Source organism: Stenotrophomonas sp. YJH_SMC_4, assembly GCF_059371575.1.
This window is the reverse complement of record NZ_JCAFUR010000003.1, coordinates 46,887-70,391: the sequence shown is the minus strand read 5'-3', so window position 1 is coordinate 70,391 and position 23,505 is coordinate 46,887. Positions and strand designations below refer to the sequence as shown.

The following is a 23,505-nucleotide window of genomic DNA, read 5'->3' as shown; positions in this document are numbered from 1 at the left end:
TTAAGTCGTTTATAGCGCATGTGCCGCAAACGACTTAATCCCCTCCGTCCCCTTTTTTCAATACAGGATGCGCGTCCGCAGCGTGCCCGGAATCGCGGCCAGTTCGTCGCGCACGGCGGCGGCCTGTGCCTCGCTGGCGGTGATGTCGATCACCACGTAGCCCACCTTCGGGTCGGTGCGCAGGAACTGGCCGTCGATGTTGACGTTGTGTCGCGAGAAGATCTCGTTGACCTTGGACAGCACGCCCGGCACGTTCTGGTGGATGTGCAGCAGGCGCAGGCTGTCTTCGTGTTCGGGCAGGGTCACTTCCGGGAAGTTGACCGCCGACAGGGTGCTGCCGTTGTCGCTGTAGCGCACCAGCTTGGCCGCCACCTCCACGCCGATGTTGTCCTGCGCCTCCAGCGTGCTGCCGCCCACGTGCGGGGTCAGGATCACATTGTCGTGGCGGGTCAGCGGCGATTCGAAGATATCGCCATTGCCCTTCGGCTCGACCGGGAACACGTCCAGCGCGGCGCCACCGACGTGGCCGCTGGCCAGCGCCGCGTCCAGCGCATCGATGTCGACCACGGTGCCGCGCGCGGCGTTGATCAGGTGCGCGCCCTTGCGCATCTTCGCCAGCTCGGTGCTGCCGATCATCCACTGCGTGGCCGGGGTCTCCGGCACATGCAGGGTGACGATGTCGGCGCGGGCCAGCAGGTCGTCCAGGCTGGCCGCAGCACGCGCATTGCCCAGCGCCAGCTTGGTTTCCACGTCGTGGAAGATCACCTGCATGCCCAGCGATTCGGCCAGCACGCCGACCTGGGTGCCGATGTGGCCATAGCCGATGATGCCCAGGGTCTTGCCACGCACCTCATGGCTGCCGCTGGCCGACTTCGACCAGCCGCCGCGATGGCACTCGGCATTCTTCTGCGGAATGCCACGGGTCAGCATGATCGCCTCGGCAATGACCAGCTCGGCCACGCTGCGGGTGTTGGAATAGGGCGCGTTGAACACCGGGATGCCGGCCAGCTCGGCCGCGTCCAGGTCGACCTGGTTGGTGCCGATGCAGAAGCAGCCCACCGCGATCAGGCGCTTGGCCTCGGCCAGCACCTCGGCGCTGAGCTGGGTGCGCGAGCGGATGCCGACGATGTGCGCCTCGGCGATGCGCGCCTTCAGTTCGTCCTCGGGCAGCGCCTTGGTGTGCGCCTCGATCTGGCTGTAGCCGGCGGCGCTGAACACCTCCACGGCGGTCTGGCTGACCCCCTCCAGCAACAGCACGCGGATATCCTGCTTGGGGAACGAGGTCTTCTTCGGCGACATGGGGCGACACGGCCAGTGGGACAGGGGCTGACCACTATGCCAGATCGAAGCGCCCATGGTGCAGTGCGCAATTGGTTGCATCCGTAGCTATCTGCAGCGCGGCGGGGCTGGACGCTGGCGCGTGCCGCTGGCACGCTTGCCCGTTCTTCACGCCCCGCGCTGGACCGTCATGACCGATTCCCGCATTGCCTCGCTGCAGCAGGCCTGTCCCGGCCTGAAGCTGAAGACCGACCCGGCCGACCTGGAGCACTACGGGCGCGACTGGACCCGGCGCTGGACGCCGGCGCCGCTGGCGATCGCACTGCCGGCCACGGTCGAGGAAGTGCAGGCGGTGATGCGCTGGAGTGCAGGCGAGGGCGTGGCCGTGGTGCCGTCCGGCGGCCGTACCGGCCTCTCCGGTGGCGCGGTGGCTGCCAACGGCGAGCTGGTGCTCAGCCTGGAACGGATGAACAAGGCGCTGGCCTACGACGCGGTCGATCGCACCCTGGTGGTGCAGGCCGGCATGCCGCTGGAGGCCGTGCACAACGCCGCGCTGGACCACGGCCTGATCTACCCGGTGGATTTCGCCGCGCGTGGTTCCTGCACGATCGGCGGCAACATCGCCACCAATGCCGGTGGCATCCGCGTGATCCGTTACGGCAACACCCGCGAGTGGATCGCCGGGCTGAAGGTGGTCACCGCCAGTGGCGAGTTGCTGGAGCTCAACAAGGGCCTGATCAAGAACTCCAGCGGCTATGACTTCCGCCAGCTGCTGATCGGTTCGGAAGGCACGCTGGGCGTGATCGTCGAAGCGACGGTGAAGCTGACCGATCCGCCGCCGGCCAGCAACGTGATGCTGCTGGCGCTGCCCAGCTTCGAAGTGCTGATGCAGGTATTCGCCGCGTTCCGCGCACGGCTGCAGCTGCAGGCCTTCGAATTCTTCACTGATCGCGCGCTGGAGCACGTGCTGGCGCATGGTGCGCAGGCACCGTTCGACGAGGTGCACCCGTATTACGTGGTCACCGAGTTCGCCGCCAACGACGAAGCGCAGGAAGCGGCGGCGATGGCGGCCTTCGAGGACTGCATGGGCAACGGCTGGGTCAGCGACGGCGTGATCAGTGCCAGCGATGCCCAGGCCGCCCAGTTGTGGCGCCTGCGCGAAGGCATCACCGAATCGCTGGCGCGCTACAAGCCCTACAAGAACGACGTCTCGGTGCGGATCTCGGCGATGCCGGCGTTCCTGGCCGAGACCCAGGCATTGATCGGGCAGGCCTACCCGCACTTCGATGTGGTGTGGTTCGGTCATATCGGTGACGGCAACCTGCACATCAACGTGCTCAAGCCCGATGACACCAGCGACGCCGATTTCGTGGCGCAGTGCGAGCATGTGACCAAGCTGCTGGCGCAGGTGCTGGCCCGGTTCGATGGCAGCATCTCGGCTGAACACGGCATCGGCCTGGTCAAGAAGGGCTACCTGGACAGCACCCGCGGCCCGGCCGAGATCGCCCTGATGAAGGCGGTCAAACGTGCGTTCGATCCCCAAGCGCGGCTGAATCCCGGCAAGCTGTTCGACGTTTGAGCCGGGCAAATCCTTCACGCACCCGTTACGCTCCACGCATCCTCACAACCGGCTTCGAACCGATGACCCGTCCGCTTCTGCTGCTCGCCCTGCTGTCCCTGCCGCTGGCCGGCTTCGCTTCCAGCTTCGCCGGCACCTCGGCCGGTTCCGCCACCGGTGCATCGTCGGGCTCTTCGGCCAGCAGCTCGGGCGACGACAAGGTGGTGCAGGCCGCACGCGACGATGCCGCCGCGTTCATCGCCAGCGACGGCCAGATCCGTGGCGCCCGCCTGCAGGCCGCGCTGGTCCACCTGCGTGAGCAGAGCGCTGCCGCGCAGCAGCAGAGCGACCTGGAACTGGCCCGCGCGCTGCTGGCGCGTTGATCCCGGGTAGTGCCGGCCGCTGGCTGGCAACGCCATGACATCTGCACGGAACGCAGCCAGGCATGGCCTGGCTCTACTGCTGGCCGTTCCGGCCGCACATGCCAGCAGCGACCTGCGCCTGGATCCGGAAGGGCTGAGCCCTGCACAGCAGCAGGTGGCGATGCAGACCCTGGCCGACGTGCAGTCCCTGCTGCCAGATGGCCTGCTGCGCTCACTGCCAGCACACGTGCAGGTGCGCTGGAGCGACCACCTGCCGGCCGATGTGCACGGTCGCGCTTTCGCCGGCCGCATCGACCTGCGTCGCGAGCTGCTGGATGATGCCGTGCCCGGCGCACGCCGTGCACGACGCAGCGCGCTGGTGCATGAACTGACCCATGTTGCAGACCGTAGCGGCGCGAACTGGTCGCGCAGTGCGCGCTGGCGCGACCTGGCCGGATGGCAGCGCAAGCCCTGGCATCTCGGCCGTGGTGGCAACGACTTCCGTGACCGTAGTCCGGATGCCTATGAACTGAAGGATCCGGCCGAGTACCTGGCAGTGAACGCCGAGCATTTCGTGCTCGACAGCGAGTTTGCCTGCCGGCGCCCGGCGCTGGCGCAGTGGTACCAGGCCCATTTCGGAACCCCGCCATCGCTGCCGCAGTCGCACTGCGCGGCCACGTTGCCATTGCTGCAGGCCGAATCGGAAGAGGGTGCGGCATCGCTGCTGCAGCTCGATCCTTCGCGCGTCTACGCCGTGGACTACCTGTTCGCCGAAGGCAGTGCGCAGCCGATGAGCCGCTGGGGGCACAGCATGCTGCGGCTGGTGATCTGCCGGCCGGGCCGTGCGCCGGGGCCGGACTGCCGCCTGGACCTGGAGCACCACCGCGTGCTGTCGTTCCGCGCATTCGTGGGTGATGTGCAGATTTCCAACTGGCGTGGCCTGACCGGCGGCTATCCCTCGCGGCTGTTCGTGCTGCCGCTGCAGCAGGTGGTGGACGAGTACACCAAGGTGGAACTGCGTGGGTTGCAGTCGCTGCCGTTGCAGTTGTCGCCCGGCGAGATCGCCGGCCTGCTCGAGCGCACTGCACAGGTGCACTGGAGCTACGACGGGCGCTATTACTTCGTCAGCAACAACTGCGCGGTGGAAACCGCAAAGCTGCTGCAGGCGGGCGTGCCGCGCCTGGGGGAGGCCGGGCTGGCCCAGCTGAGTCCGCGCGGGTTGAAGCGTCGGCTGGCGCGATTGCAGGTACTGGATGAGCAGGTGCTGGCTGATCGGGATTCCGCGCAGGCGCAGGGCTACTACTTCGCCTCGGCACGCGACCATTACCAGCAGTTGTTCGATGTGGCGGCTTCGCAGCTGGATCTGCCGGTGCGCGATGTGCGCGCCTGGCTGAAGCTGCCCGCACAGCAGCGTGCGCCCTGGCTGCTGCAGGGTGACCTGCGTGCCAGCGCCGGGCTGCTGCTGCTGGAACAGGCTGCGCAACGCCGCGCCGAACTGCGCGCGCGCGATGTGCTGAAACGGCGCCTGCTGGCGGCACCGGACAGTGCCGAGACGCGCGGCCTGCGCCAGCTGCTGGAGCAGGGTGGGCAATGGCTGCGCCCGGGTACGCTGCTGGTCGACGATGGCTACGGGTTGCCGCTTGCCGATGAGCAGGCGCTGTTGTCCGAGGTCGTGGCCACCGCCAGTGCGCAGGCGGTGCCGGCGTGGCAGGCGCTGCGCGTACAGCTGCGCCAGACGCTGCCGGCGCCGCAGCGCGACGAAATGGATGCGATCGACGCCAATCTGACCACACTCGGCGCGCACCTGCGCGAACAGGCCAGGCTGCCGGCTACTGGCGCGGAAGCTCGATGACGAAGCGGCTGCCGCCGGCGCTGCCGGGCGTGCAGTAGACGCGCCCGCCATGTGCATCGGCGATGGCCTTGACCACCGCCAGGCCCAGCCCGCTGCCGCCGCCCTGGCGCGAGCGCGAGCCGTCGGCGCGCATGAACGGAGTGAAGATGTCGGTGTGAAGTTCCGGGTCGATGCCCGGGCCTTCGTCCTCGATCGCCACCTGCACGTGTCCGGGCGTGTCGTGCACGGCAATCCGCACCTTGCCCGGGCTGGCGTAGCGACGCGCATTCTCCAGCAGTGCCAGCAGGGCCTGGCGCAAGCGTGTCGGGTCACAGTGCGCGTTGTGTTCCTCGCGGCTGGTTTCCAGCTCCAGCACGAAGCCGGCGGCGCGGAACTGCGGGTCGACCAGGGTCATCACCGAATGCACTTCGGCCACCACGTCGGTGCGCGCGCGGCGTACGTCCAACCGCGCGTTGTCGGACAGGCTCAACACGCGCAGATCCTCGATCAGGCGTGAGAGGCCTTCGACCTGTGCCAGCAGGCTGCGGAACTGGGATTCGTCTGGCTGGAACACGCCCTCGGCCAGCCCCTGCAGGCGACCACGCAGGATCGTCACCGGAGTCCTTAGTTCATGGGCAATGGCCGCATGCCACATCGCGCGCTCGCTCTCCATGTGCTGCAGGCGGCGCGCCATCGCATTGAAATCCTCGACCAGGGTGGCCACTTCGCCGGGCGAGTTTTCCTGGGCGCTGGCGCGCGCACCGAGGTCGCCGCCGGCAAGCGCGCGCACGCTGTCGACCAGCGAATTCAACGGCGACAGGATGCGGTGGGCAAGGCGGAACGAGGCGGCGATGGCCAGTGCCAGGCCGGTCAGGATCACCCCGACCATCCATGCCAGCTCCGGCCCGGTCGGCAGCCAGCTTTCCGGCTCTTCGGCACTGCCGGGGAAGAACTCGACCAGCACCGCGTACAGCAGCCACGATGACAGGATCATCATCACGATGACGCCGATCACCATCAGCGACATCGAGACGATGATGTGGCGACTGAGCCCGGAGCGGCGCAGGCCGGCCATCAGCGGTCGGCCATCAACCGGTAGCCGACACCGCGCACGCTGGCCGGAACATTGACCATGCCCACTTCATCCAGCTTGCGGCGCAGCTTGCTGACATGGCTGTCGACCGTGCGCTCCAGCGCCTCGCTTTCCGGCAGGCATTCGTGCATCAGTTCGCTGCGGCTGAAGATGCGGGTCGGCGCCAGCGCCATGCAGTGCAGCAGCTTGAACTCGGTGAGGGTGAGCAGCACTTCGTGGCTGTAGCCGTCGCCTTCCACATGCACGGCATGGGTGGCCGAGTCGATCAGCAACGGGCCCGCGCGCAGTGCGGTCGGTGCGTCCACGCGCGAGCCACGCAGCGTACGCCGCAGCACGGCGCGCACGCGCGCTGCCACTTCGGCTGGATTGAACGGCTTGACCACGTAGTCGTCGGCGCCCATGCGCAGCGCAGTCAGCTTGTCCAGGTCCTGGTCCAGCGCGGTCAGCATGATCACCGGCGTTTCGCCGCGCTGGCGCAGCTGGGTCAGTACGCTCCAGCCATCCAGCCGCGGCAGTTGTACGTCGAGCAGGACCAGGTCGGGGCGGGCGCTGCGGTGCAGGTCCAGTGCACTGTGGCCATCGGCGGCACGCAGGGTGCGTAGTCCTTCGCGTTCCAGGTAGGCGGTAAGAATATCGGCGATCTCGGCCTCATCCTCGACGATCAGGACGAGGGCGGCGAGGGCAGGGGAGGCATGCATGCAGGGGCGGGGCCTTAAGGTGCTTGCCTCCATCGTATCTCCACAGTTCCTCCATCGAAACCCCATCATCGCCCCGCAGACTGCACGCTTCAGAACCTATCAGCCGCCCGCGCGGCATTGTGCACAGCAATGAGAACCTTCAGGACTCCGGTCGCGTTGATCGCGGCCCTCGCCCTGGCCATGACGGCCTGCTCCGCCCCCGAAGCCACGCCCGAAGCGACACCGCGCGTCAGCGTGGTCACGGTCGGCCCGCAGGTCGTACAGCGCGATGACGAACTGCCCGGCCGCGTGGCCGCCGTACGCACCGCACAGATCCGTGCCCAGGTGGGCGGCATCGTGCAGCGCCGGCTGTTTGAGCAGGGTGCGGAAGTGCGCGCCGGCCAGGCCCTGTTCCAGATCGATCCGGCGGCGTTCCGTGCCGATGTCGACTCGGCACTGGCCGCGCTGCAGCGCAGTGAGGCCGCCTTGGGCCGCAGCCGCGTGCAGTCGCAGCGCCTGCATGCGCTGGCGGCCGCGCAGGCGGTCAGCCAGCAGCACCGCGACGATGCCAGTGCCGAGTACGAACAGGCCCGTGCCGCGGTGAACGAGGCGCGCGCGATCCTGGCCCGCCGCCAGCTCGACCTGCGCTATGCCACGGTCAGTGCACCGATTGCCGGTCGCATCGACCAAGCGCTGGTGACCGAAGGTGCACTGGTCGGCGTGGCCGATGCCGAGCCGATGGCGGTGGTGCAGCAGATCGACCAGGTCTACGTCGATGTGCGCCAGCCAGCGGCGCAGCTCGAGTCGCTGCAACGCAGTGCCGGTGGCGGCGAGCTGCCGGTGACGATCATCGGTGCGGCCGGCAAGCCGCTGCCCGAACGTGGCCAGATGCTGTTCTCCGGTATCAATGTCGATGCGCGCACCGGTGATGTGATCCTGCGCATCCTGGTCGACAACCCGCAGCGCCAGCTGCTGCCCGGCATGTACGTGCGCGCGAAGGTGCCGCGGGGTGCGCCGGCCAGCGCACTGACCGTGCCGCAGCAGGCCGTGCTGCGCAGTGCCGGTGGCCAGGCCTATGCCTGGGTGATCGGTGGCGATGGCAAGGCGGTGATCCGCACGCTGGAAGTGGACGGTAGTGTCGATCGCCAATGGCTGGTGCGCACCGGCCTGAAGGCGGGCGAAAAGGTGGTGGTCGAAGGCCAGGAACGCCTGCAGGAAGGCGTGGTGGTCGATGCGCGCGATTGGCAGATGCCGGTCGCCAGCGCCGGCGCGGTGCAGGCCGGCAGCAAGGGCTGAGCCTCTACCGGGCCGGTCCCTCCAGGAAAATCCAACATGGCACGTTTCTTCATCGATCGCCCGGTGTTCGCCTGGGTGCTGGCGATCTTCATCATCCTGGCCGGTGTGCTGGCGATCCCGCGGCTGGCGGTGGAGCGCTATCCGGCGGTTGCCCCGCCCAGCGTCAGCATCTATGCCAGTTACCCGGGTGCGAGCCCGCAGACGCTGAATGACGCGGTGGTCGGCCTGATCGAGCGCGAGCTGTCCAGCGTCAAGCACCTGCTGTACTTCGAGTCGTCGGTGGACACGTCCGGCGAAGCCTCGATCACCGCCACCTTCAAGCCGGGCACCAACCCGGAGCTGGCGCAGGTGGACGTGCAGAACCGGATCAAGGCGATCGAGCCGCGCCTGCCGCGCAGCGTGCGCCAGAACGGCCTGTTCGTGGAGGCCGCCGATTCCGGCTTCCTGATGCTGGTCGGCCTGCGTTCGCCGGATGCCAGCGTCAGCGAGGCCGCACTGGGCGACTTCATGGCGCGCAACATCATCGAGGAGCTGCGCCGCATCGATGGCGTCGGCCGCGTGCAGCTGTTCGGTGCCGAGCAGGCGATGCGCGTGTGGCTGGACCCGACCCGGCTGACCGGCTATGGGCTGACCATGGGTGACGTGGCCGCTGCCATCGAGCAGCAGAACCTGGAGATCTCGCCGGGGCGCATCGGCGATTCTCCGGGTGTTCCGGGCCAGCGCATCACCGTGCCGCTGAGTGCCGATGGCCAGCTGTCCACGCCGGAGCAGTTCGCTGCCATCGTGCTGCGCGCCGGGGCCGACGGCTCGCGGGTGGTGCTGGGCGATGTCGCCCGCGTCGAGCTGGGCGCGCAGAGCTATGCCTGGGGCACCCGCGAGGATGGCCATCCGGCCACCGCCGCCGGCGTGCAGCTGCGTCCTGGCGCGAACGCGGTTCGCACCGCGTCGGCGGTGCGCGAGCGCATGGCCGAGCTGGCGCCGCTGCTGCCGCGCGGCGTGGAATCGAGCATTCCGTTCGACACCGCACCGTTCGTCAAGATCTCGATCCAGAAGGTGGTGCAGACGCTGCTGGAGGCGATGCTGCTGGTGTTCGCAGTGATGTACCTGTTTCTGCAGAACTGGCGCTACACGCTGATTCCGGCACTGGTCGCACCGATCGCGTTGCTGGGCACCTTCGCGGTGATGCTGGCGCTAGGCTTCTCGATCAATGTGCTGACCATGTTCGGCATGGTGCTGGCAATCGGCATCATCGTCGACGACGCCATCGTGGTGGTCGAGGGCGTGGAACGGATCATGGCCGAGGAAGGCCTGCCGCCGCGCGAGGCCACCATCAAGGCGATGCGCGAACTGACCGGTGCGGTGATCGGCATCACCCTGGTGCTGACTGCGGTGTTCATTCCGATGGCGCTGGCCAGCGGCTCGGTGGGTGCGATCTACCGCCAGTTCACCGTGGCGATGGCGGTGTCGATCCTGTTCTCGGCGCTGCTGGCATTGAGCCTGACGCCGGCGCTGTGCGCGACCCTGCTGCGCCCGAACACCCATGGCCACCATGGTCGGGGCGGTCTGTTCGGCGCCTTCAATCGTGGCTTCGAACGGATGACCGGGCGCTACCAGCGTGGCGTGGCGTCGGTGCTGCAGCGGAGCGGGCGGGTCATGGGCGTGTTCGCCGCGCTGGTGGCGGCGCTGCTGCTGGGCCTGCACTGGCTGCCGGGCGCCTTCCTGCCGGAAGAGGACCAGGGCTACTTCATGACCTCGATCCAGCTGCCGGCCGAAGCCACCGCCGAACGCACGCTGGCCGTGGTCGAAGCCTACGAACGGCACGTGGCGTCACGCCCGGGCATCGGCTCCAACCAGTCGATCCTCGGCTACAGCTTCTCCGGTTCCGGCCCGAGCGCGGCGCTGACCTACACGATGCTGAAGGACTGGGGCGAGCGTGCAGGGGCCACCGCGGCCGGCGAAGTGGAGGCCGCGCAGAAGGCGATGGCGACGATTGCCGAGGGCGAGGTGATGAGCGTAATGCCGCCGGCGATCGACAGCCTGGGCCGTTCGTCCGGCTTCTCGCTGGCCCTGCAGGCGCGTACCGGGCAGAGCCAGGCCGAACTGCGTGCGGCCCTGCAGCAGCTGCTGAAGCTGGCCGAGGCCAGCCCGCTGCTGTCGGAGGTGCATGCCGATGGCCTGCCGGCAGGTACCAGCGTGCGGCTGGACATCGACCGCGCCAAGGCCGAGGCGATGGGCGTGGGGTTCGAGCAGATCAGCAGCACGCTGTCGGCGGCGATGGGCTCGCAGTACGTCAACGACTTCCCCAACAAGGGGCGGCTGCAGCAGGTGATCCTGCAGGCCGATGCACCCCATCGGATGGAGCTGGAGGACGTGCTGAAGCTGTACGTGCGCAACAGCGAAGGCGGCATGGTGGCGTTGTCGGAGCTGGTGACGCCGCACTGGACCGAGGCGCCGCTGCAGCTGCAGCGCTATCTCGGCTTCCCGGCGCTGAACCTGTCCGGTGCACCGGCCTCCGGCGTGTCGACCGGCCAGGCCATGGCGGAGATGGAGCGGTTGGCGGAGAAGCTGCCGTCCGGTTTTGCCCTGCAGTGGACCAGCCAGTCGCTGCAAGAGCGGGAGTCCGGTGCGCAGGCGCCGTGGTTGCTGCTGTTGTCGATGCTGGTGGTGTTCCTGGTGCTGGCGGCACTGTACGAGAGCTGGTCGATCCCGCTGGCGGTGATGCTGGTGGTGCCGCTGGGCCTGCTCGGTGCGGTTGCTGCGGTGCTGTTGCGCGGCATGCCCAACGACGTGTTCTTCAAGGTCGGCATGATCACCGTGATCGGGCTGTCGGCGAAGAACGCGATCCTCATCGTCGAGTTCGCGCGCCAGCTGCAGCAGCAGGGTCGCGGCCTGGTTGAAGCGGCGCTGGAGGCGGCGCGGCTGCGCCTGCGGCCGATCGTGATGACCTCGTTGGCATTCGCGCTGGGCGTGGTGCCGCTGATGCTGGCGCAGGGCGCGTCGAAGGAAACCCAGCAGGCGATTGGAACCGGTGTGTTCGGCGGCATGGTCAGTGCGACGGTGCTGGCGGTGTTCTTCGTGCCGGTCTTCTATGTAGTGGTGCAGGGCGCGCGGCAGTGGATCGCGCAACGCCTGCGCAGGCGCCGGCCGATGCCGGAAGGATCCGTGGATGGAACGGGACATCGTTGAAGACCTGCATGAGCGGCAGTTGGCAGCGCTGGAACAGCGCCTGCGGCAGGCATTGCTGGATGACGACCACGATGCGCTGACCGCGCTGGTATCGCCGGCATTGTTCATGATGGACGGGCAGGGCGGACGCTTGCTCGACCTGCCGTGGCTGGGCGACTGGCTGGCCGGAAACCTGCACGTGCGCAGCCTGCAGTCGTACGCGGTGGAAACGCTGCTGTGCGGACGCCTGGCATTGTTGTCCAGCGACGTGCGCTTGTCGGTGCGCGGGCAGGGCCAGGAGCGCGAGCTGAAACTGCGCCTGCTGCGGGTGTGGACCTGCAGTTCCGGCGAAAGCGGCGCGCAGCTGTTGTCGATGGCGGTACTGGCCGCATGAGTGCGGTCAGGCCGCTTTCAGGCCCCGCTCACCGACAGGTGGTAGGGTCGAGCCTCTCTGTAGTGTCGACAAGGAGTCGAGCCATGCGTGTAGTTCCCAGTCTGTTGGCAGCCTCCCTCGGGTTGGTGCTGGCCGCGTGCCAGCCGGCCCAGCCGCCCGCCGCAGGCGGCAATGACGCCCCGCCTGCCGCGCCGCAGCCGAGCGCCAGCACCGAAGGTGGCAGCGAGACCACGTACCAGTGTGGTGATCTGAGCGTGCGCGCGACCTTCAATGGCGAGGATGCGGCCACGGTGGTGATCGGCGAACGCACCTTCGCCATGAGCTCCGAGCGTGCGGCGTCGGGTGCCAAGTACGGCGATGGCAAGGGCAACAGCTTCTGGACCAAGGGCAGCGATGACGGCCTGTTGAGCCTGAAGGGCGAAGCCGATCGCGAGTGCCATGCGGTCGAAGCCACTGAAGGCGATGGCAGCGCCGGCAATGCCGCGTTCCGTGCCACCGGCAATGAGCCGGGCTGGCTGGCGGTTGTCGACGGCGACACGCCGGGCCTGCAGGTGGAAGTGGATTACGGTGAGCGTCGTTTCGATGTCGCCCAGCCCACCGCAGGTGCTGACGGCTGGAGTGGCAAGGCGTCCGATGGCACCGACGTCAAGCTCAGCTTCCAGCGCACGACCTGCCAGGACGACATGAGTGGCGAGGCGTTCGATGCCAAGGTGAACCTGACCATCGGCACCCGCCAGTACCACGGCTGCGGCAATTTCGGCGCGAAGCAGCCGTAAGCTACCTGTAGAGCCGAGCCACGCTCGGCTGCAGTCCCTGTCCAACGCACAGCAGCCGAGCGTGGGCTCGGTGCTACACGACTGCTACATCCGATGGCCTGCCTGCGGCGAATGCGCCGCAGGCAGGGACAGGCAGCCGATCAGCGCGAGGCGATTAGTCGGCACGGCCCGCGAATTCGCCGGTGGCGGTGTTCACCAGCACGCGTTCGCCGTTGACGATGTACTCCGGCACCATGATCTCGATGCCGGTGTTGAGCTTGGCCGGCTTCGGGCGCTTGGTGGCGGTGCCACCCTTCAGTTCCGGCGGCGTCTCGATCACTTCCAGCACCACCGAGGCCGGCAGCTGGATCGCCACCGGCTGCTCGTCGATCACCTGCACGTAGATGCCGGTCAGGCCATCGGTGATGTAGCCAGCGTCGTCGCCGATCACGTCCGCGTCCAGGGTGTAGGGGGTGTAGTCCTCGTCATCGAGGAACACGAACGCGTCGCCGTCCTTGTACGAATAGGTGGACTGGCGGCGCAGCAGTTCGACCTCGACCAGGTTGTCGTCGGCATCGAAGCTGGCATCGAGCTTGTTGCCGCCCGGCACGCTGTACATGATGAAGCGGAAGCGGACGTTGCCGCCGCGACCCTGCGGCGAGCTGCGCTCGATGTCGCGGATCTGGTACACGCCGTTGTTGTACTCGACGACGTTGCCCTTCTTGATGTCGTTGGCTTTCATGGTGATCTAGGTCGTTGGGGGAGGGCGCCGTCCCGGCGCCCGTGGGGAATCACTTCGGAGCGAGGCGGGTAGCGCCGTCCAGGCGGATGGTCTCGCCGTTGAGGTAGGTGTTGCCGAGGATGAAGCCGACCAGGCTGGCGAAGTCTTCCGGCTTGCCCAGGCGCGACGGGAACGGAATCGAGGCGGCCAGCGACTGCTGCACGGCTTCGGGCATGCCGTCGACCATCGGCGTCCAGAACACGCCCGGAGCAATCGTATTGACGCGGATGCCGAAGCGCGACAGTTCGCGTGCCATGGGCAGCGTCATCGAGACCACGCCACCCTTGCTGGCGGCATACGCGGCCTGGCCGATCTGGCCTTCATAGGCGGCGATGCTGGCGGTGTTGATGATCACGCCGCGCTCGCCGTCAGTGCCCGCTTCGTTGTGCTGCATGCGGTTGGCCGCGGCCTTGGCCACGTTGAAGCTGCCGACCAGGTTCACCATCACCGTGCCCTGGAAGCCGGCCAGCGGCATCGGGCCTTCCTTGCCCAGCACGCGGCCGGCGCCCAGGATGCCGGCGCAGTTCATCGCCACGTTCAGGCCGCCGAGGAAATCGTGGGCCTGGTCGATGGCCGCGGTCACCGCCGCCTCATCGCTGACGTTGACGTTGAAATAGCGGACCTTGTCGGCACCCAGCCCGGCAATGGCGGCAGCGCCCTTGTCGTCGTTGAGGTCGAACAGGGCCACCTTGCCGCCCTGGGCGACGAGGTGCTGGGCCACGGCCAGGCCGAGGCCGGAGACGCCGCCAGTGATCACGGCACGTACGGAAGACAGCTGCATTGAACGGTCCTGCAGGTTCGAGAACCGCCGATTCTAACGGAAGCCGCGACCGCCGCTGTTGTGCACTGCGCCGCCTTTGCGGGGCGGCGCAGTGCGGCGGTCAACCGGCGGCGGCCAGCGCCTGCCCGGTGCGGCTGGCGGTGGCGCGGCCGAGCAGGCCGGCCAGCCAGCGGCCGGTCTCGGCCAGTGCCGGCAGGTCCACGCCGCTGTCCAGGCCGAGGCCCTGCAGCAGGTAGACCACGTCTTCGCTGGCCACATTGCCGCTGGCGCCCTTGGCATACGGGCAGCCACCGGCACCCGACACCGCACTGTCGACCACGCGCACGCCTGCTTCCAGGCAGGTGGCGATGTTGGCGATGGCCTGGCCGTACGTATCGTGGAAGTGCACGGCCAGTGCTTCCATCGGAATCTCGGCAGCGACCGCCTGCAGCATCGCCCGTGCCTTGCGTGGGGTGCCGACGCCGATGGTGTCGCCCAGCGAAATTTCGTAACAGCCCATCTGGTGCAGGGCGCGTGCAACGCGCACCACATCAGCCAGCGGCACTTCGCCCTGGTAGGGGCAGCCGAGCACGGTGGAGACGTAGCCGCGCACGCGCACGCCATCGGCGGCGGCACGGCGCAGGATCGGCTCGAAGCGCGCCAGCGATTCATCGATGCCGGCATTGGTATTGGTGCGGTTGAATGCCTCGGACGCGGCGGTGAACACCGCTACTTCCTCGACGCCCACCGCACGGGCGCGGTCGTAGCCCTGTTCGTTCGGCACCAGTACCGGGTAGTGGATGCCGGGCCGGCGCTGGATGCCGGCATAGACCTCGGCGGCATCGGCCAGCTGCGGGATCCACTTCGGGCTGACGAAGCTGGTTGCCTCGATGCTGCGCAGGCCGGTGGCCGACAGGCGGTTGATCAGTTCGATCTTGTCGCCGGTGGAGACCGACTGCTTCTCGTTCTGCAGGCCGTCACGCGGCCCGACCTCGACGATGCGGACGTAGTCACTCATGCGGTTGCCCCATTGGCAGGGCGGTGGCAGACCGCCTCGATGTTGTTGCCATCCGGGTCCAGCACGAAGGCGCCGTAGTAGTCCGGGTGATACCACGAGCGCAGGCCCGGGGCGCCGTTGTCGCGGCCACCGGCGGCGAGGGCGGCGGCATGGAAGGCGTCCACCTGGTCGCGGCTGGCGCAGGCGAAGGCCACATGCACGCCATGGCTGGCGGTGCCGCCATTGCCAAGCCAGAAGAACGGCTTGCCGTCGCTGCCGAAGCCGATGTGGTCGTGCGCGCCGGTCTGTTCGGCGGTCACTTCCATCACCACGCCGATCTGCAGTGGCGCCAGTGCCTGCAGGAAGAAGGCCTTGCTGCGCGCCAGGTCGGCGCTGGTCAAACCAAGATGATCGAGCATGTTCAGGCTTCCGTGACCCAATGGGGGGCGCGCTTGTCGAGGAAGGCGCCCAGGCCTTCCTGGCCCTCGGCCGACACCCGCAGGCGCGCGATCAGGGCGGCGTTATCGCGATCCAGGGTGTCGCGGTCATGGCTGTCGCGGACCTGGCGGACCAGTTGCTTGGCGGTGGACGAGGCGATCGGGCCGGCCTTGTCGAGCAGGGCCAGCTGGCGTTGCACGGCCTCGTCCAGGCGTTCGGGCTCGACCAGCTGGTGGACCAGGCCGATGCGCAGCGCGGTGTCGGCGTCAAAATGCTCGCCGGTGGCGAACCAGCGGCGGGCTTGGCGCGGGCCGATGGCTTCGATCACATAGGGCGAGATCACCGCCGGCAGCAGGCCCAGGCGGCTTTCGGTCAGGCCGAAGCGGGCCGAGGTGCTGGCGATGGCGATGTCGCAGCAGGCGACCAGGCCGACGCCGCCGCCGAAGGCCGCGCCATGGACCCGGGCCAGGGTCGGTTTGGGCAGCTCGTCCAGGGTGCGCATCAGCCGGGCCAGGGCCAGCGAGTCCTCGCGGTTATCGGCTTCGCTGGCCGCCGCCATGCCGCGCATCCACTGCATGTCGGCACCTGCCGAGAAGGAGGCGCCGTGGCCGGCCAGCACCACCGCGCGCACCGAAGCATCGTGGCCGGCGGCCTCCAGTGCGGCAGTCAGCCGGGCGATCAGCCCGGCGTCAAAGGCGTTGTGCAGCTCCGGCCGGTTCAGCCAGAGAGTGAGGACGGCGCCGCTGCGCTCGATCTGCAAAGCATCGTTCATGGGATTCCAGGGTCACTCCATACCTGTATGGATCATAGCGGGCCATTGGTCATGGGCCATGACGCGACGCGGGAATGTTAGAATCGAGAACCATTTACATCCAGCAGAGAATACGCTAGATGACGCTGTCCGAACTGCCGCTGCACACCTCGGCCGTGGTCGAGTCCGTGCAGGACCTGCATGCCAACGATGCCATCGCCCGTCGCCTGCGCGAGCTGGGTTTCGTGAAGGGCGAGGAAGTACGCCTGGTGGCCAAGGGTCCGGTGGGGGGCGAACCGCTGCTGGTGCAGGTCGGGTTCACCCGGTTCGCGCTGCGGATCAGTGAAGCCAAGCGCGTCGTGGTCGACGCCGCCAGCCAGGAACGACGTGCATGACCGCCACTGCCACTACCGCCCCGCTGCGTATCGCGCTGGTCGGTAATCCCAACAGCGGCAAGACCGCACTGTTCAACCAGCTGACCGGCAGCCGGCAGAAGGTCGCCAATTACACCGGCGTCACCGTCGAGCGCAAGGAAGGCCGCCTGCGTGCGCCGTCCGGCCGCGAATTCGCCGTACTCGATCTGCCCGGTGCCTACAGCCTGCAACCGGCCAGCCTGGATGAAGCGATCACCCGCGACCTGTGCCGGGGCTTCTACCCGGGCGAAGCCGCGCCGGATGTGCTGCTGTGCGTGATCGACGCCACCAACCTGCGCCTGCACCTGCGTTTCGCGCTGGAACTGCGCGAGCTGGGCAAGCCGATGGTGGTGGCGCTGAACATGGTCGATGCGGCGCAGCGCCGCGGCATCCAGGTGGACGTGGCCGCGCTGGAGCGCGAGCTGGGCGTGCCGGTGGTGGAGACCGTGGCGGTGCGCAAGCAGGGCGCCAAGGCCCTGGTCGAGCGCCTGGACGCGATGGTGCCGCACCTGGATGCCCCTGTGCCGGGCCCGGAAGGCGGCATCGACTACCACGCCAAGGTGCGCCAGATCCTCTCGGTGGCCGTGCGCATGCCCGCACGTACCGCGAAGATCGATGACGCGCTGGACCGCTGGCTGCTGCACCCCGTGTTCGGCCTGATCAGCCTAGCGGTGGTGATGTTCCTGATCTTCCAGGCGGTGTACGCCTGGGCCACGCCGCTGATGGATGGCATCGAGGCCGGCTTTGCCTGGCTCGGCCAGTTCGTCGGCAGCGTGCTGCCGGAAGGCCCGCTGGCCAGCCTGCTGACCGACGGCATCATCGCCGGCGTCGGTGGAGTGGTGGTATTCCTGCCGCAGATCCTGATCCTGTTCTTCTTCATCCTGGTGCTGGAGGAATCCGGTTACCTGCCGCGCGCGGCGTTCCTGCTGGACCGCATGATGGCGGCCGCCGGCCTGTCCGGCCGCTCGTTCATCCCGCTGCTGTCCAGCTTCGCCTGTGCGGTGCCGGGCATCATGTCCACCCGCAGCATCCAGGATCCGCGTGACCGGCTGGCCACGATCCTGGTGGCGCCGCTGATGACCTGTTCGGCGCGCCTGCCGGTGTACGCGCTGCTGATCGGCGCGTTCATCCCGCAGAAGACGGTCTGGGGCGTGTTCAACCAGCAGGGCCTGGTGCTGTTCGGCCTGTACGCCGCCGGCATCCTCAGTGCGCTGGCGATGTCGTGGATCATGAAGAAGTGGCGCCGCGACAAGAGCGAACACCCGCTGATGCTGGAGCTGCCGTCGTACCGCCTGCCGCACGTGCGCGACCTGGCGGTGGGCCTGTACGAGCGCGGCATGATCTTCCTCAAGCGCGTCGGCGGCATCATCCTGGCGCTGACGATCCTGCTGTGGGTGCTGCTGTCGTTCCCGGCCGCCCCGGCCGGCGCCACCATGCCGGCCATCGATTACAGCTACGCCGGCCAGATCGGCCATGCGATGGCGGTGTTCTTCGCGCCGCTGGGCTTCAACTGGCAGATCTGCATCGCGCTGATCCCGGGCCTGGCCGCGCGTGAGGTGGCGGTGTCTTCGCTGGCCACCGTGTATGCGCTGTCGGCAGCCGATGACGATGCCGCCAGCCAGGCACTGACCCCGCTGATCAGCGATGGCTGGTCGCTGGCCACCGCACTGTCGCTGCTGGTCTGGTACATCTACGCCCCGATGTGCATCTCGACGCTGGCCACCATCAAGCGCGAGACCAACTCATGGAAACAGATGGGCTTCGCTGCGTTCTACCTGTTCGCGGCGGCCTACGTGGCCGCGCTGATCACCTACCAGGTGACCAGGGCGCTGGGAGGCGGCTGATGGATGCCGGGCTGCTGATCCAGTACCTGATCATCGCGGTGGCCGTGCTGGTCAGTGCCTGGGTGGTGCTGAAGAAGCAGTTCCCCGGTACCGTGCGCAAGCTGCGCGGTGCGTTGGCGCTGGCCCTGCTGAAGCCCGGTCGCGCCGCCTGGCTGCAGGCGCTGGGGCGGAAGGTCGCGCCACCGGCGAGCGGAAGTGGCGGTGCCTGTGGCGGTTGCGACAGTTGCGGGCCGACTCCGCCGAAGCGGCACTGACGCTGCTTCTCCTGCGCTGGTGGGTGCGAACCTTGGTTCGCACGCTTCCGGGGTTCAGACCTCTCTGCGGATGATCGCCCGGAAGCGTCCATCCCGATTCAATCGCCGCACCGATTCCCGGTTCCCATGGGTTGCCGCGAAGCCGGCCACGTCGGCAAGGGCATCGAGCAGCAGGCCTTTCAGTCCGTCGCGGTTACCAGCCTGCAGCAGGTCTTCAAGATCCTGCTGGATGAAGGCCCGGCGCAGGCCTGGTGTCTCTTCGATCCGCCAGTCGACGTGGGGCGTGGGAATGCTGGAGCGGTACCTGAAAGCCGTTTCAAGATCGTCAGGTGCGAGGGGATGCTCGAGCAGCTCTGGAAAGTAGAGTCCAGCATTCACATAGAAACCCCGGCTTTCGCTGGCACGCTGGTGATTCACGACAAGGAGGGCGTCATCCAGCAAGCGGTAGCGGGTAGTCGTGGTCCCGGCAAAGCCGGTCTTCCTGGCGCACTTGCTGAAGACAGTCGAGGATTTCATGGGCTTTGCCCGGGCCGGAACAGGGGGCCACAGCCTTGAGGCGCGGTGCCTGGCGGTCAATTGGCAAACGCGACACCCGCAACGAGCGCCCCAGGTGCGTGCGAACGCCCCGGGTGGGTGCGAACCTTGGTTCGCACGCTCTTCTGGCTAGTTGGCCCGTGAGCCCAGCTCCGCCGCCAGCGCCAGCCACTTGCTGCGTTGTGCCGGTGTACTGCTGCGTACAGCGCCAAGGCGGCTGACACGCACCGGGCGGATGCCGCAGAACTGCAGGATGGTGGCGCGGATCTGGGCGATGCCCGGGTCGCGGTAGATCCAGCGGTAGTACCAGGGCGGCGTATCCAGCGTGGTGATCACCCGCGCGCTGCGCCCGGCCAGCAGCCGGTCCCACCACACCGAATCGCGCCGGTAGCGGAAGGCGTACCCCGGCAGCAGCACGCGATCGAAGAAGCTCTTCAGCAGTGCCGGCATCGCGCCCCACCAGGTGGGGTAGACCAGCACCAGGTGATCGCAGGCCTCGATCGCTTCCGCGGCGTCCTGAAGGTCGGCTTCCAGCGGCTGGATCTGACGGTAGCCGTGGCGCAGTACCGGGTCGAACTGGAGGTCACCCAGCGCGATCAGGCGCACCCGGTGGCCAGCATTCTCGGCGGCGGTGGCATAGCGCTGGGCGAGGGCGCCGCACAGGCTGTCACGGTCAGGATGGCCCAGCAGGATCAGGATGGAACGGGACACGGCAACCTCGCGCAATGGAAAGTGCGCGAGGTTGGGGTCTGCCCCAGGGGCAGAGTCAAACCGGGGTGGTGCAGCCGCTGGGTTCCAGGATGCAGTCGCCGCTGCCGGAGTGCAGCCACTGCTGCAGTTCGTCGCTGACCAGCTGCAGGTCGCGCTCGACCTGTGCCAGCCGCATCCGCTCGTCGGCGATGCGGCCGCGCTGCTCCTCCAGCAAGGCCAGTACCGCTGGCCAGTCGAGCCGTCCATCGCGGCCCTGCAGGCGTGAGATCGCGGCCAGGGTGATGCCCAGCCCCAGTGCCTGGCGGATCAGCTGCACCCAGGCCACGTCCTGTTCGCTGTAGTCGCGATAGCGGTTCAGGCGTGGCACCGGCGGCAGTAGTCCGCGCGCCTCGTACAGGCGGATGGCCCTGGCACTGGCGCCGGTCAGGCGGCTGACTTCGGAGATGCGCATCGACTCAGTCCCGCACCAGCCCGCCATCGACCACCAGGTTCTGACCGGTCACCGCGCGCGACCAGGGGCTGGCGAAGAACAGCGCGGCATCGGCGAACTCGGCCGGCGTGGTGACGCTGCGCAGTGGCGTGTTGGCGGCGATGTAGTCGAACACTGCTTCCGGCGTGGCGGCGCTGGCATCGGTGGTGCGCAGCAGGCCGCCGGACAACATGTTCACGGTGATGCCATGCGGGCCGAGGTCGCCGGCCAGGGTACGGGTCAGCGACAGCAGTGCGGCCTTGGCGGCGGTGTAGTCGTGATAGGGCACCACCGGATTCTGGAACAGGTTGGTGCCGATGTTGATCACCCGACCGAAGCGACGGGCCTGCATGCCGGGCAGGGCGGCCTGCACGGTGTTCAGCGCGCCGCGCACGCTGCCGTCGAACTGCGCCTGGAACGCCGGCCAGCCGATGTCGGCGGCGCCGTCGCGGGCATCACCATTGAACGAGAACGCTGCCAGTGCGTTGTTGACTACGGTGGTGACGCCCTGGCCGAAGTGGGCGAGGGCGTGCTGCAGCATTGCATCGACCTCGGCGCGCTCAGTGACATCGGCCGGCAGCGCGATCGCCTGTCCGCCCAGCTCGGCAGCCAGAGCACGTGCAGCGCCTTCGCTTCGGTGGTAGTTGATGATGACGCGCGCGCCCTGCGCGGCGAAGGCGCGGGCGATGTGCTGGCCAAGTCCGCGCCCGGCACCGGTGACAAGCACCAGCTGTTCACTGATCTGCATGAGGGAACTGCCATCCATTGCATGAAAGGGCATGCAGCGTAGCAGCGATGGCGCTTGCCGGAGCGGGCGTGCTGCCGCTAGCCTGCAGGCATGAACCAGACTCCCCTGCGATTGCTCATCCACGGTGCCTCCGGGCGCATGGGCCAGGCCCTGCTGCGGCTGGCCGCCGAACATCCCGAAACCCTGCAGATCGCCGCTGCGGTGACGGGTCGTGCGCCGGCCCAGCGCGTGGTCGATGGCGTACCGTTCTTCGCGGCCAGCGAGCTGCCCGGTGCGCCGGCATTCGACGTGGCGATCGACTTCAGCCTGCCGGAGGGTTTCGACCCGATGCTGGCACTGTGCGTGGAACGTGGTGCGGGGCTGGTCTCGGGCACTACCGGCATCTCCAGCACGCAGCGCCAGGCGCTGGAGGCGGCGGCGGCGAGGATCCCGCTGGTCTGGGCCTCGAACTTCAGCCTGGGCGTGGCGGTGCTGGACGAGCTGGTCGAGCGCGCGGCGCAGGCGCTGGCCGGCTGGGACTGTGACATCGTCGAGTCTCACCACGCCCAGAAGAAGGACGCGCCGTCGGGCACTGCACTGACCCTGGGCGCGGCCGCGCAGCGGGGCGGGGCGGAGCCGCACTATGCCAGCCTGCGCGCTGGTGACATCGTCGGCGAGCATCTGGTGCAGTTCACCGGGCTGGGCGAGCGCATCGAGCTGGTGCACCGGGCCACCAACCGCGACATTTTCGCCCGCGGCGCCCTGTTCGCCGCCCGCCAGCTGCAGGGCCGCGCCCCGGGCAGCTACCGGGTACGGGACCTGCTGCAGTAGGGCGGGCTGATTCCTGGGGTCGGATCCCTTTCCTGCGGAAAGGGCTCTGACCCCATCCGAGGGCGCCTGGGGTCAGAGCCTTTCCGATTCGGGAAAGGATCCGACCCCACCTCCGGCCCGCATACGCCGCCGGATTGAAATGAATGCGCAATCGCCCGTTCATGAAGCGCGATAACCGCTGGCGCGAGCGCCCCGGCAGCGCTACAATTCGCACTCGCCGAATCACGAAAGCCGGACCGGTCCCAGACCGCACGTCCGCGCTTTTTTGCAACCGGATTTCCGTGAAGCGCAGGCGTGACTTCGGCAGCCCCCTCGGTAGCCAAAGTGAGATTCCCGTGACCCAAGCCGCAATCCTCGTCCTCGAAGACGGCACCGTATTCGAGGGCGAATCAGTAGGCGCGCCCGGCCTGTCCGTCGGTGAGGTGGTGTTCAACACCGCCATGACCGGCTATCAGGAAGTTCTGACCGACCCGTCCTACGCCCGGCAGATGGTCACGCTGACCTATCCGCATATCGGCAACACCGGCATGACCGACCAGGACAATGAAGCGTCCAAGGTGTGGTCGGCCGGCCTGATCGTGCGCGATGTTCCGCGTCGCCCCAGCAACTGGCGCAGCCAGGTGTCGCTGCAGGACTGGCTGATCCAGCGTGGCGTGGTTGCCATCGCCGGCATCGACACCCGCAAGCTGACCCGCATCCTGCGCGAGAAGGGCGCGCAGAACGGTGCGCTGATGGCCGGCGACATCGACGTGGAAAAGGCACTGGAAGCCGCCCGCAAGTTCCCGGGGCTGAAGGGCATGGATCTGGCCAAGGTCGTCACTACCGAGAAGACCTACACCTGGACCGAGGGCCAGCTGGACCTGGATGCCAATGCCTTCGTCAGCGTGCCGGCCAAGTACAAGGTCGTGGCCTACGATTTCGGCGTGAAGACCAACATCCTGCGCATGCTGGCCGAGCGCGGCTGCGAAGTGACCGTGGTGCCGGCGCAGACCCCGGCCGCCGAAGTGCTGGCGCTGAAGCCGGATGGCGTGTTCCTGTCCAACGGCCCGGGCGACCCGGAACCGTGCGACTACGCCATCGAAGCGATCAAGACCTTCATCGACGTGAAGATCCCGACCTTCGGCATCTGCCTGGGCCACCAGCTGCTGGGCCTGGCCTCGGGCGCGCAGACCATGAAGATGGGCCATGGCCACCACGGTGCCAACCACCCGGTGCAGGACCTGGACAGCGGCCGGGTGATGATCACCTCGCAGAACCACGGCTTCGCGATCGATGAAGCGACCCTGCCGCCGACCCTGCGCGTGACCCACCGCTCGCTGTTCGATGGCACCAACCAGGGCGTGGCCCGCACCGACGTGCCGGCGTTCTCGTTCCAGGGCCATCCGGAAGCGTCGCCGGGCCCGACCGATGTCGGCCCGCTGTTCGACCGCTTCGTGGTGCTGATGGAGCAGGCCAAGGCGTGATCAGTACGCCGCCGGCCCCCCGGTGGCGTCGCGATGGACCGTAAACCCCGCATCGCTGCTGCCCCTGGCGCGGCGCTGCGGTTCAAGATTCCTGATCGACAGCGTGCGATCACTCCCCCTTGT

General features: G+C 68.0%; 24 protein-coding genes. 12 read left to right on the top strand and 12 right to left on the bottom strand.

The genetic code is table 11. From position 1 onward, the window contains the following. Nucleotides 1–57: 57 nt before the first annotated feature. Complete coding sequence (serA, locus tag AC5P9F_RS06390; RefSeq protein ID WP_005409458.1) at nucleotides 58–1,299, bottom strand: phosphoglycerate dehydrogenase; 1,242 nt, start codon at nucleotides 1,297–1,299, stop codon at nucleotides 58–60. Between the two features lie 169 nt (nucleotides 1,300–1,468). Between serA and AC5P9F_RS06385 the strand changes: the two genes are divergently transcribed. From AC5P9F_RS06385 to AC5P9F_RS06375, 3 genes are all read left to right on the top strand, one after another. Beyond that, nucleotides 1,469–2,857, top strand: coding sequence for an FAD-binding oxidoreductase (locus tag AC5P9F_RS06385; protein ID WP_024958330.1), 1,389 nt, complete (start codon nucleotides 1,469–1,471; stop codon nucleotides 2,855–2,857). 62 nt (nucleotides 2,858–2,919) lie between these two features. Continuing rightward, a complete protein-coding gene (locus tag AC5P9F_RS06380) occupies nucleotides 2,920–3,219 on the top strand; it encodes a DUF2388 domain-containing protein (protein WP_005409460.1) in 300 nt (99 codons plus the stop codon). A gap of 34 nt (nucleotides 3,220–3,253) precedes the next feature. After that, nucleotides 3,254–5,050 (top strand): Lnb N-terminal periplasmic domain-containing protein, encoded by a 1,797-nt coding sequence (locus AC5P9F_RS06375; RefSeq protein WP_062605893.1) that lies wholly within the window; start codon nucleotides 3,254–3,256, stop codon nucleotides 5,048–5,050. Here AC5P9F_RS06375 and AC5P9F_RS06370 read toward each other — a convergent pair. Together AC5P9F_RS06370 and AC5P9F_RS06365 are read right to left on the bottom strand one after the other, a co-directional pair. Beyond that, a complete protein-coding gene (locus AC5P9F_RS06370; RefSeq protein WP_111105429.1) occupies nucleotides 5,028–6,104 on the bottom strand; it encodes an ATP-binding protein in 1,077 nt (358 codons plus the stop codon). The two genes, AC5P9F_RS06375 and AC5P9F_RS06370, sit on opposite strands and share 23 nt — an antisense overlap. Then, nucleotides 6,104–6,820: a response regulator gene (locus AC5P9F_RS06365; protein ID WP_005413196.1), complete on the bottom strand. Its 717-nt coding sequence runs from the start codon at nucleotides 6,818–6,820 to the stop codon at nucleotides 6,104–6,106. Before AC5P9F_RS06365 ends, AC5P9F_RS06370 begins: the two co-directional genes overlap by 1 nt. A 129-nt stretch (nucleotides 6,821–6,949) precedes the next feature. Between AC5P9F_RS06365 and AC5P9F_RS06360 the strand changes: the two genes are divergently transcribed. The 4 genes from AC5P9F_RS06360 to AC5P9F_RS06345 all read left to right on the top strand — a co-directional run bounded on the left by AC5P9F_RS06360 (nucleotide 6,950) and on the right by AC5P9F_RS06345 (nucleotide 12,430). Further along, nucleotides 6,950–8,095 (top strand): efflux RND transporter periplasmic adaptor subunit, encoded by a 1,146-nt coding sequence (locus tag AC5P9F_RS06360; protein ID WP_099523812.1) that lies wholly within the window; start codon nucleotides 6,950–6,952, stop codon nucleotides 8,093–8,095. Between the two features lie 36 nt (nucleotides 8,096–8,131). After that, the gene (locus AC5P9F_RS06355; protein WP_012480062.1) at nucleotides 8,132–11,281 is read left to right on the top strand and encodes a multidrug efflux RND transporter permease subunit; all 3,150 of its coding nucleotides are present in this window, start codon (nucleotides 8,132–8,134) and stop codon (nucleotides 11,279–11,281) included. Continuing rightward, on the top strand, nucleotides 11,262–11,654 hold the full coding sequence (locus AC5P9F_RS06350; protein ID WP_005413199.1) for a nuclear transport factor 2 family protein: 393 nt from the start codon (nucleotides 11,262–11,264) through the stop codon (nucleotides 11,652–11,654). The genes AC5P9F_RS06355 and AC5P9F_RS06350 overlap by 20 nt, the downstream gene beginning before the upstream one ends. Nucleotides 11,655–11,737: 83 nt before the next feature. Then, a complete protein-coding gene (locus AC5P9F_RS06345; RefSeq protein WP_005413200.1) occupies nucleotides 11,738–12,430 on the top strand; it encodes a COG3650 family protein in 693 nt (230 codons plus the stop codon). 154 nt (nucleotides 12,431–12,584) lie between these two features. Here AC5P9F_RS06345 and yeiP read toward each other — a convergent pair whose 3' ends face one another. From yeiP to AC5P9F_RS06320, 5 genes are all read right to left on the bottom strand, one after another. Next, nucleotides 12,585–13,151 carry an elongation factor P-like protein YeiP gene (gene yeiP, locus AC5P9F_RS06340; RefSeq protein ID WP_005409468.1) on the bottom strand — a complete coding sequence of 189 codons (567 nt, stop codon included), beginning with the start codon at nucleotides 13,149–13,151 and terminating at the stop codon, nucleotides 12,585–12,587. A gap of 49 nt (nucleotides 13,152–13,200) precedes the next feature. After that, entirely contained in the window at nucleotides 13,201–13,971 is a 771-nt protein-coding gene (locus tag AC5P9F_RS06335) for an SDR family oxidoreductase (RefSeq protein WP_165710417.1), read from the bottom strand. Between the two features lie 100 nt (nucleotides 13,972–14,071). Beyond that, a complete protein-coding gene (locus tag AC5P9F_RS06330) occupies nucleotides 14,072–14,968 on the bottom strand; it encodes a hydroxymethylglutaryl-CoA lyase (protein WP_012480063.1) in 897 nt (298 codons plus the stop codon). Continuing rightward, nucleotides 14,965–15,366 (bottom strand): VOC family protein, encoded by a 402-nt coding sequence (locus AC5P9F_RS06325; RefSeq protein ID WP_043035388.1) that lies wholly within the window; start codon nucleotides 15,364–15,366, stop codon nucleotides 14,965–14,967. Before AC5P9F_RS06325 ends, AC5P9F_RS06330 begins: the two co-directional genes overlap by 4 nt. Nucleotides 15,367–15,368: 2 nt before the next feature. Beyond that, on the bottom strand, nucleotides 15,369–16,157 hold the full coding sequence (locus tag AC5P9F_RS06320) for an enoyl-CoA hydratase/isomerase family protein (RefSeq protein ID WP_005409472.1): 789 nt from the start codon (nucleotides 16,155–16,157) through the stop codon (nucleotides 15,369–15,371). Nucleotides 16,158–16,276: 119 nt separating this feature from the next. Between AC5P9F_RS06320 and AC5P9F_RS06315 the strand changes: the two genes are divergently transcribed. Genes AC5P9F_RS06315 through AC5P9F_RS06305 form a run of 3 tightly spaced genes read left to right on the top strand, consistent with a single transcriptional unit; the run spans nucleotide 16,277 to nucleotide 18,647 of the window. Beyond that, entirely contained in the window at nucleotides 16,277–16,531 is a 255-nt protein-coding gene (locus tag AC5P9F_RS06315; protein WP_005409473.1) for a FeoA family protein, read from the top strand. Further along, nucleotides 16,528–18,393 (top strand): ferrous iron transporter B, encoded by a 1,866-nt coding sequence (feoB, locus tag AC5P9F_RS06310; protein ID WP_165710419.1) that lies wholly within the window; start codon nucleotides 16,528–16,530, stop codon nucleotides 18,391–18,393. Before AC5P9F_RS06315 ends, feoB begins: the two co-directional genes overlap by 4 nt. Continuing rightward, nucleotides 18,393–18,647, top strand: a complete 255-nt coding sequence (locus AC5P9F_RS06305) for a DUF6587 family protein (protein WP_005409475.1) — start codon at nucleotides 18,393–18,395, stop codon at nucleotides 18,645–18,647. Before feoB ends, AC5P9F_RS06305 begins: the two co-directional genes overlap by 1 nt. A 54-nt stretch (nucleotides 18,648–18,701) precedes the next feature. Here the strand turns inward: AC5P9F_RS06305 and AC5P9F_RS06300 are convergent, their stop codons facing one another. The 4 genes from AC5P9F_RS06300 to AC5P9F_RS06285 form a co-directional block, all read right to left on the bottom strand. After that, a complete protein-coding gene (locus AC5P9F_RS06300) occupies nucleotides 18,702–19,163 on the bottom strand; it encodes a DUF4304 domain-containing protein (protein ID WP_012480065.1) in 462 nt (153 codons plus the stop codon). Between the two features lie 147 nt (nucleotides 19,164–19,310). Further along, on the bottom strand, nucleotides 19,311–19,892 hold the full coding sequence (locus tag AC5P9F_RS06295; protein ID WP_062605885.1) for an NAD(P)H-dependent oxidoreductase: 582 nt from the start codon (nucleotides 19,890–19,892) through the stop codon (nucleotides 19,311–19,313). A gap of 55 nt (nucleotides 19,893–19,947) precedes the next feature. Beyond that, nucleotides 19,948–20,343: a MerR family transcriptional regulator gene (locus AC5P9F_RS06290; protein WP_062605883.1), complete on the bottom strand. Its 396-nt coding sequence runs from the start codon at nucleotides 20,341–20,343 to the stop codon at nucleotides 19,948–19,950. 4 nt (nucleotides 20,344–20,347) lie between these two features. Next, complete coding sequence (locus tag AC5P9F_RS06285; RefSeq protein WP_414490314.1) at nucleotides 20,348–21,109, bottom strand: 3-oxoacyl-ACP reductase; 762 nt, start codon at nucleotides 21,107–21,109, stop codon at nucleotides 20,348–20,350. A gap of 90 nt (nucleotides 21,110–21,199) precedes the next feature. On the opposite strand from AC5P9F_RS06285, the gene dapB reads away from it, so the two are divergent. Beyond that, the gene (dapB, locus tag AC5P9F_RS06280; protein WP_425524965.1) at nucleotides 21,200–21,919 is read left to right on the top strand and encodes a 4-hydroxy-tetrahydrodipicolinate reductase; all 720 of its coding nucleotides are present in this window, start codon (nucleotides 21,200–21,202) and stop codon (nucleotides 21,917–21,919) included. Between the two features lie 335 nt (nucleotides 21,920–22,254). Further along, nucleotides 22,255–23,382, top strand: coding sequence for a glutamine-hydrolyzing carbamoyl-phosphate synthase small subunit (carA, locus tag AC5P9F_RS06275; RefSeq protein ID WP_005413213.1), 1,128 nt, complete (start codon nucleotides 22,255–22,257; stop codon nucleotides 23,380–23,382). The last annotated feature ends 123 nt before the right edge of the window (nucleotides 23,383–23,505 follow it).